13 protein-coding genes are annotated in these 14,733 nt (G+C 71.7%); 7 read left to right on the top strand and 6 right to left on the bottom strand.

The window, feature by feature from the left end; genetic code table 11:
* The first annotated feature begins 27 nt into the window (after positions 1–27).
* The 3 genes from AB0J87_RS16265 (at position 28) to AB0J87_RS16255 (ending at position 2,845) form a co-directional block, all read left to right on the top strand.
* The gene (locus AB0J87_RS16265; protein WP_363965918.1) at positions 28–717 is read left to right on the top strand and encodes a deoxynucleoside kinase; all 690 of its coding nucleotides are present in this window, start codon (positions 28–30) and stop codon (positions 715–717) included.
* 88 nt (positions 718–805) lie between these two features.
* Complete coding sequence (locus AB0J87_RS16260) at positions 806–1,270, top strand: NUDIX domain-containing protein (protein WP_355194405.1); 465 nt, start codon at positions 806–808, stop codon at positions 1,268–1,270.
* Positions 1,271–1,978: 708 nt separating this feature from the next.
* The gene (locus AB0J87_RS16255) at positions 1,979–2,845 is read left to right on the top strand and encodes a CAP domain-containing protein (RefSeq protein ID WP_363965916.1); all 867 of its coding nucleotides are present in this window, start codon (positions 1,979–1,981) and stop codon (positions 2,843–2,845) included.
* Positions 2,846–2,877: 32 nt separating this feature from the next.
* Here the strand turns inward: AB0J87_RS16255 and mug are convergent, their stop codons facing one another.
* Genes mug through AB0J87_RS16230 form a run of 5 tightly spaced genes read right to left on the bottom strand, consistent with a single transcriptional unit; the run spans position 2,878 to position 9,741 of the window.
* A complete protein-coding gene (mug, locus tag AB0J87_RS16250) occupies positions 2,878–3,375 on the bottom strand; it encodes a G/U mismatch-specific DNA glycosylase (RefSeq protein WP_363965914.1) in 498 nt (165 codons plus the stop codon).
* A gap of 10 nt (positions 3,376–3,385) precedes the next feature.
* Positions 3,386–4,786: a sugar porter family MFS transporter gene (locus tag AB0J87_RS16245; RefSeq protein WP_363965912.1), complete on the bottom strand. Its 1,401-nt coding sequence runs from the start codon at positions 4,784–4,786 to the stop codon at positions 3,386–3,388.
* Between the two features lie 50 nt (positions 4,787–4,836).
* Entirely contained in the window at positions 4,837–7,344 is a 2,508-nt protein-coding gene (locus AB0J87_RS16240; protein ID WP_363965910.1) for a polynucleotide kinase-phosphatase, read from the bottom strand.
* The gene (locus tag AB0J87_RS16235) at positions 7,283–8,782 is read right to left on the bottom strand and encodes a 3' terminal RNA ribose 2'-O-methyltransferase Hen1 (RefSeq protein ID WP_363965909.1); all 1,500 of its coding nucleotides are present in this window, start codon (positions 8,780–8,782) and stop codon (positions 7,283–7,285) included. Before AB0J87_RS16235 ends, AB0J87_RS16240 begins: the two co-directional genes overlap by 62 nt.
* A gap of 44 nt (positions 8,783–8,826) precedes the next feature.
* Positions 8,827–9,741, bottom strand: coding sequence for an LLM class F420-dependent oxidoreductase (locus AB0J87_RS16230; RefSeq protein ID WP_363965908.1), 915 nt, complete (start codon positions 9,739–9,741; stop codon positions 8,827–8,829).
* Between the two features lie 145 nt (positions 9,742–9,886).
* On the opposite strand from AB0J87_RS16230, the gene AB0J87_RS16225 reads away from it, so the two are divergent.
* The 4 genes from AB0J87_RS16225 to AB0J87_RS16210 are packed head-to-tail and all read left to right on the top strand — an operon-like array spanning position 9,887 to position 13,724.
* Positions 9,887–10,870, top strand: a complete 984-nt coding sequence (locus AB0J87_RS16225) for a hypothetical protein (protein WP_363965907.1) — start codon at positions 9,887–9,889, stop codon at positions 10,868–10,870.
* A 51-nt stretch (positions 10,871–10,921) separates the two neighbouring features.
* Positions 10,922–12,040 carry a histidine kinase gene (locus AB0J87_RS16220; RefSeq protein WP_363965905.1) on the top strand — a complete coding sequence of 373 codons (1,119 nt, stop codon included), beginning with the start codon at positions 10,922–10,924 and terminating at the stop codon, positions 12,038–12,040.
* Positions 12,037–13,128, top strand: a complete 1,092-nt coding sequence (locus AB0J87_RS16215; protein WP_363965904.1) for a histidine kinase — start codon at positions 12,037–12,039, stop codon at positions 13,126–13,128. Before AB0J87_RS16220 ends, AB0J87_RS16215 begins: the two co-directional genes overlap by 4 nt.
* Positions 13,125–13,724: a response regulator transcription factor gene (locus tag AB0J87_RS16210; RefSeq protein WP_192786541.1), complete on the top strand. Its 600-nt coding sequence runs from the start codon at positions 13,125–13,127 to the stop codon at positions 13,722–13,724. Before AB0J87_RS16215 ends, AB0J87_RS16210 begins: the two co-directional genes overlap by 4 nt.
* 15 nt (positions 13,725–13,739) lie before the next feature.
* Here the strand turns inward: AB0J87_RS16210 and AB0J87_RS16205 are convergent, their stop codons facing one another.
* A complete protein-coding gene (locus tag AB0J87_RS16205) occupies positions 13,740–14,645 on the bottom strand; it encodes an LLM class flavin-dependent oxidoreductase (protein ID WP_363965903.1) in 906 nt (301 codons plus the stop codon).
* Positions 14,646–14,733 lie beyond the last annotated feature (88 nt).

Raw genomic sequence — 14,733 nt, 5'->3', positions numbered from 1 at the left:
ACCTGGATTCACCGAAGGGACGTTGCAATGACCATCGCCGCCCCCCGCCCCAGCATCGGCAACCAGCTGCCCGCCGCCTACCAGCCGGCCCAGACGCCACGATCGGGCGTCTTCGTGGTCCTGGAAGGGATCAGCGGATCAGGCAAGTCCACGCTCGCCCGGAACCTCGCCGAGCGCTTGGACTGCCGCTTCTTCCACACGGTGCCCGCCCCGGTGTCGGACCTGCAGCCGTACATCAACGCTCGCGCCCAGGCGCTGCCGCAGCTGGCCTTCTACCTCACCGGGGCGTTGCACGCCTCGGACCTGGCCCGCCAGGCGCTCCAGAGCGGGCACGTGGTGGCCGACCGGTACGTCAACTCCGTCATCGCCAACCACTCCGCCGTGCACGGCCTGGACAACACCACCGTCGAGGCGACCATCGCATCCTTCGTGGGCTACCTGGCCCAGCCGGACCTGACGGTCTACCTGCACACCGACCTGGACGAGCTGACCGCGCGGATGACCGCCAAGCCCGGCCAGACTGCTTCCGACCGCGACCTGATCGCCGACCGCGCCCTGCTGCGACGGCTGCAGGAGCACTACGACCAGATCGCCGGCAGCGACCCCACCGCGTACCATCTGCACACCGACGGCCGCACCCCGGAGCGGCTCGCCGTCCACCTCGCCGACATGGTCCACGCGATGACCGGCGTCCAGCAGCCTCGCACCGACGCCTAGAAGTTCGTCCTGGCAAACAGACCCGTGCTCCCCGTACGGCCGCGTAGCGTGACACCCACGACGCATCGCCCACTGCGGGAGCACGGCCATGGCCACACCATCCGAACCGTTCCGGCCCCACGTCGGCGTCCACCTGATCCTCATCGCGGCAGGCAAGGTCCTGCTGTTGCTGCGAGCCAACACCGGCTTCGCCGACGGCTCCTGGTCGGTACCCGGCGGCTGCCTCGACGCCGGCGAAACCCTGCCTGAGGGCGCAGCGCGTGAGGCCCGCGAAGAGCTCGGCGTCGTCATCGACCCCGCAGATCTCGCATTCGCGGGCATGTGCCATCACGCCGATCCAGACGGCCAGGCCCGCATCGGCGTGTTCTTCGCGGCCACGCGATGGGGAGGCGAGCCCACCAACGCCGAACCCGCCAAGTGCGACAAGATCGACTGGTTCGCGCTCGACGACCTTCCCGACGACGTCGTCACCTACATCCGTACTGGTATCGACGCGTACCGACATGACCAGGCATTCAGCCTCGACGGCTGGCAGGCACAGCACATAGCCTGACGCCCCGCGGCGTCCGCTTTGGAGCACTTTCCGGAGGCGTAGACACGACGAAAGCCCCGCCCCGCCTCACGAAGAGGCGCAGCAGGGTCCAGAGGATCGTCAATGCGGCGACGGTGTAGGCGAGGCGGTCGTGGATGGTCCACGCCTGTCCGAGGCAGAGGATGCCCACTGCGAGCCAGATGAGGCAGGCACCACGCTGGCTCAGGCGTTGTCTCAGGCTGGTCAGCGGAGATTGCACGCGGCTACCTCCAGGGTGCCGTCGCGGCTTGAGGAGTGGCGCCCGCCGGCACCCTCGACACGGCGGGAGGCAACGTCGGCCTGATCCTCCTCCTCGCCATTGGGCTCCCTCACCTCCTGATGCGGTGGAGGACTGCCCTGCTGGCCAAGCAGTGATCCGTCGTCCCGGCCCGCCTCGCGGGTGAGCCGGGTCCGTCTCAGCCCGCGGCGCACGATGCGCCGCGGGCTTCTTCGTGAACCCTCAAGCGATCCTCCGCGTATCTCCAGGTGGCTCCCATGGGGGCCATGGGGCGTGCAAAACCCGGTGGGACAGGAGTTTCGAGCCTGTGGCAGCGGGGGCACTGACGCCTCAGGTGGCACTCTGGTTTACCCGAGTTGCGAGATTTATATCGCAATTTAGTGACAAGTCGGTCTCGTTCCCGACAGAATGCCTTGCCATCCAGCGTCTATGGCAACTGGAGGGAATCCCCTATGCGTAGACCCATTGGGGTATTTGCCGGGCTCATCGGCCTGGCGGCGCTCTGCGCGCCGATCAGTGCGGCCGAGGCCGCGGCGCAGAGTTCGGTCGAGGCGCAGGCCTCGTGCCGCGTGAACGTGGCCAAGCCCAGCCTGACCAACGCATTGAAGATCAAGTCGTTCGCCACCCGTCGCAACTGCGACGACAGCGCACTCCTGCGCATCCGCATCAAGCGCGCCGTCCCGGGTCCCGACCCCGTCGTCAAGAGCGGGGCCTCCAAGGACGGCCGCATCACCTTGACACTCGCCTGCAAACCGGGCACCTATTACGCGGTCGCGACCGACTATCGCGGCGGCGCCGCCAAGTCCCGGGCCGTCCGGCTGACCTGCACCCCTGACAGCACGCCGACGCCCACTCCCACCACTCCCGGCCCCAGCGGCACGTCGACCCCGACGCCCACCGCGCCGCCCCCGTCGTCCGGAGGGACGGTCGGCACGGCCGAGGAGAACGAGGTCCTCAGGCTGACCAACGCCGAGCGGGCCAAGGGCGGCTGCCAGCCGCTCAAGCACGACCCGCAGCTCCGCACCGCCGCGTTCGGCCACTCCGACGACATGGCGAAGCAGGGCTACTTCGACCACACCTCCAAGGACGGCCGCAGCTTCATGGACCGCATCCGGGGGGCCGGCTTCAGCGGAGGCACGGCCTTCGCCGAGAACATCGCCTTCGGCCAGCCCTCCCCGGCCTCCGTGGTCCAGGGCTGGATGAACAGCGAGGGCCACCGGGCCAACATCATGAACTGCCGGTACAACCTGATCGGCGTCGGCGTGGCCAAGAACTCCCAGGGCCGGATCTACTGGACCCAGGACTTCGCGGCCAAGTAGGCCAGGCAGGCCAAGTAGGCCAGGCAGGCCGATCAGGCCAAGTGACCGCGCAGCCGTCCCATCTCGTCGGCGATGGTGGCCAGGGTCCAGTGGGCGTTCAACCCGCTCGGGTTGGGCAGCACCCACACCCTGGCCCCACCGACGAGCTCCTCCTGGAGGCCGATGCGGGCCTTGGGGCGGGCGAAGGCCATGCGGTACGCCGAGATCCCCAGCACCGCGAGGACCGTCGGCGTCGCGGCCGCCACCTTCGCGGTCAGGGCCAGGCCGCCCTCCACCAGCTCCTCCCGGGTCAGCTCCGACGCCTTGGCGCTCGGGCGGGCGACGATGTTCGTGATGCCCAGGCCGTACGAGGGGAGAAGGTGCTGCTCGGCCGGGGCCAGCAGGCGCGGGGTGAAGCCGGACAGGTGCAGCGCGGGCCAGAAGCGGTTGCCGGGCCGGGCGAAGTGGTGGCCGGTGGCCTCGGACATGAGGCCGGGATTGATGCCGCAGAACAGCACGTCGAGCTCGGGGGCCAGGACGTCGTCGATCACGTGCCGGAGATTAGCCCATCTCTTCGAGTTTGCGGCCCTTGGTCTCACGCACCCACCTGACGACGAACAGGAACGACAGCACCGCGAAGAACGCGTACATGGCGTAGGTGAGCGGCAGGTTCCAGGCCGCCATCGCCGGGAACGTCACCGTGACCGCCCAGTTCGCGATCCACTGGGCCCCGGCGGAGACGCCCAGGGCGGCGGCGCGGATGCGGTTCGGGAACATCTCCCCCAGCAGCACCCAGACCACCACACCCCAGGACAGGGCGAAGAACAGCACGAACACGTTGGCCGCCACGAGCGCGATCAGGCCCTGCGGGTCGGGCAGCGTGACCGTCTTGCCCACCTCCCTGGCCGCGCTGAACGCCCACGCCGCGGTGGCCAGCGAGATCGCCATGCCCGCGGAGCCGATCAGGAGGAGCGGCTTGCGCCCGATCCTGTCCACCAGCGAGATCGCGATGAACGTGCCCACGATGTTGATCATCGAGCTGGAGAAGCTGATCAGCAGCGAGGCGCTCTGGTTGATGCCGACCGACTGCCACAGCACGGACGAGTAGTAGAAGATCACGTTGATGCCGACGAACTGCTGGAAGACCGACAGGCCGATCCCGATCCAGACGATCGGCAGCAGCCCGAGCGCGGGCCCGCGCAGGTCCTTCAGCCCCGGCACCCGCTGGGTGCGCAGCACGTGCTGGATCTCCGCGATGTGGGCCTCGATGTCCACGTCCTCGGGCTCGATCTCGGACAGCACCTCGCGGGCCCTCCTGGTGCGCCCCGACATGATCAGGTAGCGCGGCGACTCGGGGATGATCAGCGCGAACGTCAGGTAGAACAGGGCGGGCACGACGCAGGCGCCCAGCATCCACTGCCACGCCTGCAGGCCCCAGAGGGGGTTGTTCACGTTGCCGCCGGCCAGCTGGACGATCACGTAGTCGACGAGCTGCGAGACCGCGATGCCGAGCACGATCGCCAGCTGCTGGAACGAGCCCAGCCGTCCCCGGTAGGCGGGCGGGGCCACCTCGGCGATGTACGCGGGCCCGATCACCGACGCCATGCCGATCGCGAAGCCCGCGATCACGCGCCAGAACGCGAGGTCCCAGATGGCGAACGGCAGCATCTGACCGATCGAGCTGACCGCGAACAGCAGCGCCGCCACCTGCATCGTCCTGGTGCGCCCCAGCCGGTCGGCCAGCCCGCCGCCCGCCCACGCCCCCACGGCGGACCCGAGCAGCGCGATGGCCACCACGAACCCGATCTCGACCGGACCCACGTGGAAGTACTTCTGGATGCCGACGACGGCGCCGTTGATCACGGCGCTGTCGTAGCCGAACAAGAACCCCCCGATGGCCGCGGCCGCCGTGATGAAGATGACGTGGCCGAGGTGCTCGTGGTGCGCGAACTTCGTTGCCATGCAGGTCCTTCCCCGTGGTGTGGGGACATACCCGCAGGTCATGGCGTTAGTCAGAGCCGGGGATCCACAGGCTCCGACTCCAGGGCCAGCACCGCGAAGACCGGCTCGTGCACCCGCCAGGCCGCCTCGCCGTCCGCCAGCCGCGACAGCGCCTCCAGCCCCAGCGCGTACTCGCGCAGCGCCATCGAGCGCTTCTTGCCCAGGAAGCGCCGGCGCAGCACGTCGAGCGACTCGGTGTAGTCAGGGCCGTAGATGATGCGCAGGTACTCGCGCCCGCGCACCTTCACCCCGGGCTGCACCCGCCCGGGAGCGTACGCGGCGGGCTTGACCACCATGCCCTCGCCGCCCGCCGCCGTCAGGGACTCCCACCACTCGGTCGCCGAAGCCCTCGACCCGGGCGAGTCGAGCGTGACGGAGACGTGCCGGGTGGGGGCGATCAGCGGCGAGTCGAGCAGCGCCAGCGTGGACAGGTGCCAGGCGTGCGGCTCCAGCGCCGTGGCCCGCCCCTCGCAGGCGAGGATCTGGAACGGCGCCACCCGGATGCCCTCCAGGCCGTCGACCGGCCAGCAGTAGCGTGCATAAGCGTCGCGGAACAGGGCAGCGTTGTCGGAGCGGCGCCGGGTGCGGGTCAGCAGTCCGCCCACGTCCATTCCCCGCCCGGCCGCCGCCTCCAGCGCCGCGACCGCCTCGGGCAGCGCGGCGCGGGCGGCCGCGCCGACGGAGGCGTACTGCGAGCGGATCAGCTCGCCGGCCTTCGCCGACCAGGGCAGCAGCTCGCAGTCGAGCACCACCCAGTCGGAGTCCAGCTCCGCCCAGAGCGGCTCGCACGCCTCGCGCAGCCGGGCGACCAGCGGCGCCGTGTCGTCGAAGAACGGCCGTCCGGTACGCGTGTAGACGGCGCCGGTGCTGCCGTCCGTCACGCCGAACCTGGCCGCCGCCACCTCCGGCGTCCTGGCCAGCACGGCGACGGCCCGCGAGCCCATGTGCTTCTCCTCGCACACGACCTCGCGCACCCCGGCGGCGGCGAACTCCTCGAACGCCTCGTGCGGGTGCTCGAGGTAGCCGTCCAGCCGGGACGTCTCCGGCGGCGCCATGGTGGGCGGCAGGTAGACCAGCCAGCGCGGGTCCACCGCGAACCGGCTCATGACCTCCAGGGCCGCGGCCGCGTTCTCCTCCAGGACCTTGACCCTGGTGCCGAACCTGGTCTCGACGTGCCGGGTGCCGATCACGTCGTTGATGTCCAGCATGCCGGGATCGCGGGCCGAGCCGGTGCCGAGGGGCTTGGCCGGCTCGTACCAGACCTTCTCTGCCGGGATCTGGACGATCTGCCGCTCCGGGTAGCGCAGCGCGGTCAGGTGGCCGCCGAAGACGCAGCCGGTGTCGAGGCAGATCGTGTTGTTCACCCACTCGGGGCGGACCGTGGGGGTGTGGCCGTAGACGACCATCGCCCGGCCGCGGTACTCGTCGGCCCACGGGTAGCGGACGGGCAGGCCGTACTCGTCGGTCTCGCCGGTCGTGTCGCCGTACAGGGCGAACGCGCGCACCCGGCCCGAGGCGCGGCCGTGGTAGGCCTCCTTCAGGCCCGCGTGCGCGACCACGAGCCGGCCGCCGTCGAGGCGGTAGTGGCTGAGCAGGCCGTCCATGAACGTCCTGGCCCGCTCCACGAACTCGGGCTCCTGCGCCGCGAGCTGGTCGAGCGACTCCTGCAGGCCGTGCGCGACCGTGACCTTGCGGCCGTTGAGCGCGCGCACCAGCTTCTGCTCGTGGTTGCCGGCCACGCAGATCGCGGTGCCGGCCTCGACCATGTCCATCACCAGGCGCAGCACGCCGGGGGTGTCGGGCCCGCGGTCGACCAGGTCGCCGACGAACACGGCCGTGCGCCCCTCCGGGTGCGTGAGCCCCTCCCAGCCGAGCCTGCGCAGCAGCGTCTCCAGCTCCGAGCGGCAGCCGTGCACGTCGCCGATGATGTCGAAGGGGCCGGTCAGCTCGGTCCTGTCGGACCAGGCCCTCTCGTACGTGATCTCCGCGTCGTCGATCTCGTCGAGGCCGCGCAGCACGTGGACCCGCCGGAACCCGTCGTTGGAGATCTTGCTCAGCGAGCGCCGCAGCTCCTTGCGCTGGCGGATGACCACGCCGGGGCCGAAGTCGCGGTCGGGCCGGGCGGCGTTGCGCTCGATGGCCACCTCCTCGGGCGCGTCGAGCACGATCGCGTCGCACAGCACGTCGTACTTCCTGGCCAGGTCGAGGAGGCTCCTGCGGGCCGCGTACTGGACGTTGGTGGCGTCGACCACGGTGAACAGGCCCCTGGCCAGCCGTACGCCGACGATGTGGTGCAGCAGGTCGAACGCCGCGGGCGTGGCCGACTGGTCGTTCTCATCGTCGGAGACCAGGCCGCGGCAGAAGTCGGAGGAGATGACCTGCGTGGGCTTGAAGTGCTTCTTGGCGAACGTCGACTTGCCGCTGCCCGAGACGCCGACGAGCACCACCAGCGAGAGCTCAGGAACGCTGATCACGGGTGAACACTCCCATCTGGGTCGGCGGGCCGACCTCGGGGTCATCGTCGCCGACCGGCGCGAAAGCGACCTGGTAGCCGTACTCGCCGGCGACCCTGGTGGCCCAGGCGGCGAACTCGGCGCGGGTCCACTCGAAGCGGTGGTCGGGGTGGCGCAGGCCGGTCAGGAACTCGTAGCGGACGTTGTGCTCGACGTTGGGGGTGGTGACGAGCACGTGCTGGGGCCGGGCGCGGCCGAACACGACGCGTTCGAGCGCGGTCAGGCGCGGCGGGTCGACGTGCTCGATCACCTCCATGAGCACCGCGGCGTCGTAGCCGGACAGCCGCTTGTCGGTGTACGTGAGCGCGCCCTGGAACAGGGTGAGCCTGCCGCGCTTGCTGTCGGGCATGCGGTCCAGCCGCAGCTTGCGGGCGGCGATGGTGAGCGCCATCGACGAGACGTCCATGCCGCCGACCCTGGCGAACCTGGGCCTGGCCAGCAGCGCGCCGACCAGCTCGCCCTGGCCGCAGCCCAGGTCGATCACGCTGACCGCGCCGAGCTCCTCCAGCTTGGCCAGCACCGCCTCGCGCCGCCGGAGGTTCAGCGGCTTCGCCTTGGGCGCCTGCTGGGTGGCCTCATCTTGGGCGGCCTCCTCCTGGGGAGCGTCGCCCTGGGCCTCGGCCTCCGCGGCGGCCGCCTCGTCGGCGGCGGTCTCCCCGGCGGGCGCGTCCTCCTCGACCGCGGGCTCCAGCTCCTCCTCGGTCTCGTCGCCCAGCTCAGCCAGGCGCGCCAGCGCGGTGCGGGCCAGCGCCCAGCGCCGCCCCAGGTAGCGCCGGGTGATCAGGCCCCGCTCCGGGTGCCCGGCCAGCCAGCCCTCGCCCGCCCTGATCAGCTTGTCGACCTCGTCGGGCGCGATCCAGTAGTGCTTGCCGTCGTCGAGCACCGGCAGCAGCACGTACAGGTGGTTGAGCGCGTCGGCGAGGCGCGCCGTGCCGCGCAGGGTGAGCCGGACATAGCGCGAATCACCCCACTCGGGGAAGCCCTCGTCGAGCGGCAGAGCCTGCGCGTCCACCTCCCACCCGAGCGGCTCGAAGAGCCTGGTGGCCAGCTCGGGGCCGCCCCGGCAGGGCAGCGCGGGCAGCCGCAGCTCCAGCGGCAGCGGCGTGCCCGCCAGCTCGGGCCTGGCCGCGCACCGGCCCGCCCGCGCCGTCCGGAACACGTCGGCCAGCGCCACGGCCAGCAGCGAGGAGGCCGCGTAGGGGCGGTCGTTGACGTACTGCGAAAGGCTGAAGTCGGGCGAGCTCTTGCCGCGCGACCTGACCAGCGCGATCGGATCGACTTCGAGCAGGAGGGCCGCCGTGCAGCGCTCCTCCTCGGCCTCGGGGTAGAACACCGTCGCCGTGCCGAACGACCGGCCGAACTCCTGCACGCGCCCGGGATGCTTGTGCAGGAGGAAACCCAGGTCAGTGGCGGGCCTCGCGGTGGTCGTGATCGTCAGCAGCACGCCCCAAGTCTGCCGTACCGCCACGAAGCGCCGCCAATGATTACTTACACGTGCGGAAGCACCTCAGCGGCGATCAGCTCCAGGTGGTCGAGGTCGTTCAGGTCCATGATCTGGAGGTAGACCGTCTCGGCGCCCAGCTCGGCGAACTTGCCGATCTTCTCCACGATCTCGGCCGGGGTGCCGCACAGGCCGCCCGCGGGCAGGGTCTCGGGGTTCTCGCCGATGGCGGCCGCGCGTCGCTCGACCTCCGCCCGATCCGCGCCCACGACGGTCGTCTGCGCCACCGAGTACGTCAGTTCGCGCCCGGTCGTCTCGCAGGCCGCGCGCACCCGCGCGAACGCCTGCTCCGTGTCGGCCAGGGTGTGGAACGGGAGGTTGTACTCGTCGGCGTACGCAGCCGCCAGCCTCGGCGTGCGCTTGGCGCCGAACCCGCCGATGATGATCGGCGGCCTGGGCCGCTGGACCGGCTTGGGCAGCGCGGGCGAGTCGGCCACCCGGTAGTAGCTGCCCTCGAACGAGAAGCTCTTCTCCGCGGTCCACAGGCCCGTGATGATCTCGAGCTGCTCCTCGAACCGCCCGAACCGCTCGTTCTGCGGCGGGAACGGGATGCCGTACGCCGCGTGCTCGGTGTCGAACCAGCCCGTGCCGAAGCCGAGCTCGACCCGGCCGCCGCTCATCTGGTCGATCTGCGCGACGCTGATCGCCAGCGGCCCGGGCAGCCGGAACGTGGCCGGCGTCACCAGGGTGCCCAGCCGGATCCTCGAGGTCTCCCTGGCCAGGCCGGCCAGCGTGATCCACGCGTCGGTCGAGCCGACCCCCGGGTCGCCGGGGCCGATGCGCATGTAGTGGTCGGAACGGAAGAAAGCGTCAAAACCCAGTCGCTCGGTGGCCTGGGCGACGGTGAGCAGGTCGTCATATGTCGCGCCCTGCTGGGGCTCGGTGAAGATCCGCAGCTTCATGACGACATTATCCGCACACAACGGACGCGTGCCGGAAAAGGACCGCACAGCGGCTCGCGCGCTTGCTACCGTTCGAGTCAGCGCCGGAGAGTAGCCGAATGACCACGTGAGGTGGCCTATGCCGCGGCACAAGAGGGAGCCGGGCATGCTCCCGCGCCCGCTCGCGATCCTCGGGGCCCTCGCTCTCACCGCCGCCACCGGAGCGATCGTGCGCATGCTTCCCGCGGGTGCCACGCTCGCGCCGAGGCCGCCGGTGGTGAGGCACACCCCTGCCGTCTCGCCGCCGGTGGCGGTGGAGCCGCAGGCGGCGTTCGTGGAGTTCGTCGACACCGCGCGGGAGCCCGAGTTCGACCTGACCAAGGAGACCCGGCGCACCGGTGTGCGCCGGTACGCGCTCGGCCACCTCGTCTCGGGCGACGACGGCTGCGCGCCCAAATGGAATGGCCCGTCCCAGTCCGACCCGCTCGATCCCGGCAAGAACCCCGTGGCCAACCGGATCGGCCGGCTCAGGGCGCTGGGCGGCGACGCCGCGCCCGTGTTCGGCGGCCCGGAGGGGCGGGAGCTGGCCGACACCTGCACCAGGCCGGGCGGGCTCGCGGCCGCCTACCGCAGGGTGGTCGGGGCGTTCGACGCCGACACCATCGACTTCGAGGTCAGCGACAGCCGGGACCAGGCCGCCGTGCTGCGCCGGGCGCGGGCCATCTACGCCATGCAGCGCGAGCGGCCGCTCCAGGTCAGCTTCACGCTGCCGCTGAAGTCGGACGGGCTGGGCTCCGGCGACGTGGCGATGCTGCGGGCCACCCGCCAGGCGGGCGCCGAGATCGGCACCGTCAACCTGCTGGCCGACATCGAACCGCGGGGCGCCCCTGACGGCCGCCTGCGCCGGGTGGCGGAGGCCGTGCTGGCGGCCAGGGACCAGATCGCGCGGGCCCAGGGCCTGGACGACCCCGAGGAGGCGTGGCCGCACATCGCGCTCACCCCGGTGCTGGTGGGCGAGGGCGATCTGAACGAGGTCGACGCCCGGACCCTGGCCGCCTACGCCGCCCGCCACGGCCTGGCCTGGCTGTCGCTGCGCGGAGTCGCCCCGAAACCGGACGTGTCACGGATTCTTTGGCAGACCTCTCCCTGACTATAGGATTTCCGCGACGGGCGAGGTTTCCAGCGGCAGGGGGATGGCGTGATGGCGGCGCGTCCGGAGACGGCGCGAAAGATCCTGCTCTACTGGATGGACGCCGCGGTCATGCTCCTCGGCGTCATGTTCGTGGTGGTCATCGTCATCTACCTGGCGGACGGCCGGATCTCCACGCTCCACGCCGCGGCCGTCCTCACATGCCTGCTTGTCTGCTTCGGCCTCTTCCCCTCCCTGCTCAGGGACGCCTACGACGCCAGGCCCCGGCCCACGCCGAAGCTGGTGGTCGCGGGGCTGTCCGCGGCGGTCGCGGTGGCGCTGGTCCCGCGCCAGCCGCTGGAGAACGTGCCCACCTGGCTGGAGATCGGCGTCCTGTGGCTGTCGATCGCCGCCCTCTACCTGCCGTGGGCCGTGACCCTCTGCCTCGGCGTGGCCGTGGTCGGCCTGGCCGGCGGCTATGTCATGGCCGTGACCGGCGAGCCGTGGTACGGGGTGCTCGTCCCCGAGACGTTCAGCGCCGTCGCGCTGACGGTGGCCATGCTGGTCTGGCGCTGGATCTGGTGGACGATCAGGGACGCCCACGACAGCAAGGAGGCCAAGGCCCGGCTGGCGGTGTCGGAGGAGCGGCTGCGCTTCGCCCGTGACCTGCACGACCTGCTCGGGCACAGCCTGTCGGTGATCACGCTGAAGAGCGAGCTGGCCGCCAAGCTGGCGACCAAGGACGCCGGGCGGGCGGACGCCGAGATGGCCCAGGTGCACCGGCTGGCCGGCGAGTCCCTGGCCGAGGTGCAGCAGGCGGTGCACGGCTACCAGACGCTCGACCTCGACGAGGAGCTGGCCGGCGCGCGGGTGGCGTTGGAGGCGGCCGGCGCGCGCTGCCTGATCGACGCCAGGGCCGACGGGCTGTCGCCGGCCGCCCGGACGCTGCTGGCCTGGGCGGTCCGCGAGGGCACCACCAACGTGCTCAAGCACAGCGCGGCCACCCGCTGCGCGATCACGATCGACGGCGGCGTGCTCGAAATGATCAACGACGGCGTGGACGGGCACCCCTCCGCCTCCGGCAGCGGCCTGCGGGGCCTCTCGGAGCGGCTGGCCACGGCGGGCGGCTCCTTCTCCGCCCGGCCGACCCCGGCGGGCGAGTTCCTGCTGCGAGCGGCGGTGCCCGCGTGATCCGCCGCGCGACGAAGCTGGACAAGATCCGCTGGGTGATCGTCTACTCGACCGACTTCATCAATCTGTTCTCCTTCTTCGGCTATTACGACCTCTATGTCCGCTGGCAGATGGGCGTGCCGTGGCCGGTGGTCCTGGCCGGTGTCGCCCTGCTGGTGGTCTTCAACGTGCTCGCGACGCGGCCGCACCGGGTGGCCATGAGGGGCGGCAGGCGGCCCACCGCGATCCTGGCGGTGACCGGCGTGATCATCCTGGTCATGTCCGTCGCCTTCTTCATGTGGGCCATCCCGACGTGGCTGGGCATGCTGGGGCCCTTCGTGCGCAGGCGCACCATCGTGATCCTTTCGGTCCTGTCCGTCGTGCTCTTCAACCTGTACGTGGCGCTGCAGGGCGCGCCCATCTGGGGCACGCTCCTGGTGCAGTCGGTGTTCACCGCCGTGAGCGTGGTCGGCGTGCTGACGAACCTGTGGCTCTGGCGGGTGGCCAAGGAGGCGTACGAGGGGCAGGAGGCGCAGGCCAGGCTGGCGGTCTCGGAGGAGCGCCTGCGCTTCGCCCGCGACCTCAACGACCTGCTCGGGCAGAGCCTCACCGACATCGCGGCCCGCACCGAGGGCGCGTCGCGCACGCTGCCGGTCGACCCGGCGGCGGCGGCCGAGGAGATGTTCGCGGTCCGCGACCTGGCCCGGCGGTCGCTGCGCGAGGTGCGCTCCGTCGTGCAGAGCTACCGGGCCGTCGACCTGGACGAGATGCTCGCCAGCGTGCGGGCCGTGCTGGAGGCGGCGGACGTACGATGCACCGTGCGCGCCGAGACGGGCTCGCTGCCGCCGGAGACCCGCACGCTGCTGGCCACGGTCGTGCGCGAGGGGACCACCAACGTGCTCAAGCACAGCACGGCCGGACGTTGCACGATCACGATCGAGGATGGAGTGCTGGAGATGTCCAACGACGGGGTGAGCGGGCCGGCGGGCGAGCACGCGCCGAACGGCCTGGCGGGGCTGGCCCAGCGCGTACGCGCGGTCGGCGGCACCCTGGAGGCCGCGCCGACGCACGAGGGCGGCTACCTGCTGCGGGCGGCGGTGCCGGCATGACGACCAGGGTGTTACTGGCCGACGACGAGCACCTGATCCGGGGCGCCATCGCAGCCCTGCTGGACCTGGAGGAGGGCATCGAGGTCGTCGCCCAGGTGGGCAGGGGCGACGAGGTCGTGGCCGCCGTGGCCGAGCACCGGCCCGACGTGGCCGTGCTCGACATCGAGATGCCCGGCATGGACGGCCTCAGCGCGGCCGAGCAGATCAGCGCGCAGTGCAAGATCGTCATCCTGACGAGCCTGGGCCGCCCCGGCTACCTGCGCAGGGCCATGGCGGCGGGGGTGAGCGGCTTCCTCGGCAAGGACGCCTCGGCCGAGGAGCTGGCCATGGCGATCCGCAAGGTCCAGGCGGGCGGCCGCTATCTCGACGCCGAGCTGGCCGCCGCCGCGATGGCGGCCGGCGACAGCCCGCTGACCGAGCGCGAGCGCGACGCGCTGCGGCTGGCCGGCGACGGGGCCACGATCTCGCGGATCGCGGCCGAGCTGCACCTGACCGAGGGCACCGTACGCAACTACCTGTCGAGCGCGATGACCAAGCTCAACGCCCAGAACCGCCTGGAGGCCATCCGCACGGCCCAGCGCATGGGCTGGCTCTGAACCCGGCCGGGGACCTCACCGCAGCAGGTCGCGCACCTTCGCCAGCAGGTCCACCTGGGTACGCCAGTCGCCGCCCGCAATGCCGATGACCGCGTGGCCCGCCCCGGCGTCGCGGTAGGCGGCGAGCGCCTCGGCGGCTCGCTCCGGCGGGCCGGTGAGCGGGATCGGCAGGACCTCCTCCAAGGGGCGGCCGTAGGCGGCGGCGACGCCTGACGCGATCTCCTCCCGCGACGGGATGCCGTCGCCGCTCCCCAGGGCCGCCGTGCCGCCGATCGCGACGACCGGTACGGGACGGCCCCGGCCCGCGGCCAGCTCCGCGAGCCGGGCCCGGCCCTCGGCCACCTCCCGGGGCGGGACCAGGGACGGGAACCACCCGTCGCCGAGCAGCGCCGCCCGCCGGATCGCCGCCTCGGACGCGTTGCCGACCCACACCGGCGGCATCGTGGCGGCGGGCGCCAGCCGTACGGGCGGCTCGCCGGGCTCGTCCCGCAGCCGCGTCTCCTCGCCCGCCAGCAGCCGGGGCAGCAGTTCCAGGGCCGTGTCGGTACGCCGGCCGCGCGAGCGGTAGGGCGCCCCCGCCGCGGCCCACTGCCCGGGACCGCCGCCCGAGCCCACCCCCAGGACGAGGCGGTCGCGGGTGACGTGCTGCAGGGTCGCGATCTGCTTGGCGGCCCACGCGAGGGGCCGGATGGCGGGGACGAACACGCTCATCCCCACCTTGATCCGCCGGGTGCCCGCCGCGGCGGCGGCCAGGGCGATGGGCCCGTCCAGGGTCGGCCCGCCGATGGCCAGGTGGTCGCCGTGCCACACGCCGTCCAGCCCGGCGTCCTCGGCGTGCCGCGCGGCGGCCGGCAGGTCGATGCCGTCGCGCCGCTGCACGGAGACTCCCGGCAGGATGACGCCGATCGTGAAGCTGTTCATGCGCTCCACCGTGCAACCTCAATCGCGGTCGAGGTCAACCGGTGAGAGCGTTTGCGGGGCGCGTCTCGAAAGAGTCACGGGTATTGAC

Source organism: Nonomuraea sp. NPDC049625 (assembly GCF_040675285.1).
GTDB classification, from domain to species: Bacteria; Actinomycetota; Actinomycetes; order Streptosporangiales; family Streptosporangiaceae; genus Nonomuraea; species Nonomuraea angiospora_A.
The sequence above is the reverse complement of the archived record's forward strand: the minus strand, read 5'-3'. Positions and strand labels throughout refer to the sequence as shown.